The organism is Psychroserpens damuponensis (genome assembly GCF_000826655.1).
GTDB lineage: Bacteria > Bacteroidota > Bacteroidia > Flavobacteriales > Flavobacteriaceae > Psychroserpens > Psychroserpens damuponensis.
The window spans coordinates 1-421 of record NZ_JXJO01000096.1; the positions used below are offsets into that span (position 1 = coordinate 1).

A 421-nucleotide genomic window follows, 5' to 3' on the forward strand; every position below is an offset into this window, starting at 1 on the left:
CAATTTCAATTTTAAATATAGAAACCAATTATGAGGTTAAGCAAGCCATTGTATATTCAATTTTAGGAGCAGAAATATTGAGAACCCAACAGCGTACAATTGATATTTCAGGACTAGCACAAGGCATATTTTTAATTAAAGTTGAAGATATCTATGGCAATAGATTTACAAAGAAATTTATAAAAAAATAAACAGTTAAACATCAAAAGCTGAGTTATCTATTTGAATCTCAGCTTATTTTTTGTATGAAATTTTTAAGACAACATAAACTCGAACTATTTCTATTAGTTTTCTATGCAATTATAATACTCAATATTATTTTATTTGTTTAAAAATAATGTGACCTATTAAAGTTTATGGTGTCCAATAAGTGCTATTAATCAGTTGTCAAAAAAAGTTGTTCTAAATGTATTTAGTTCAG

The 421-nt window shown here is 25.2% G+C and carries 1 protein-coding gene; it reads left to right on the forward strand.

Going from position 1 to position 421, the window contains the following annotated elements; all coding sequences use genetic code 11:
* Positions 1-191, forward strand: a 191-nt coding sequence (locus TD29_RS17710) for a T9SS type A sorting domain-containing protein (protein ID WP_040282948.1), incomplete at its 5' end; no start/stop codon positions are given.
* Positions 192-421 lie beyond the last annotated feature (230 nt).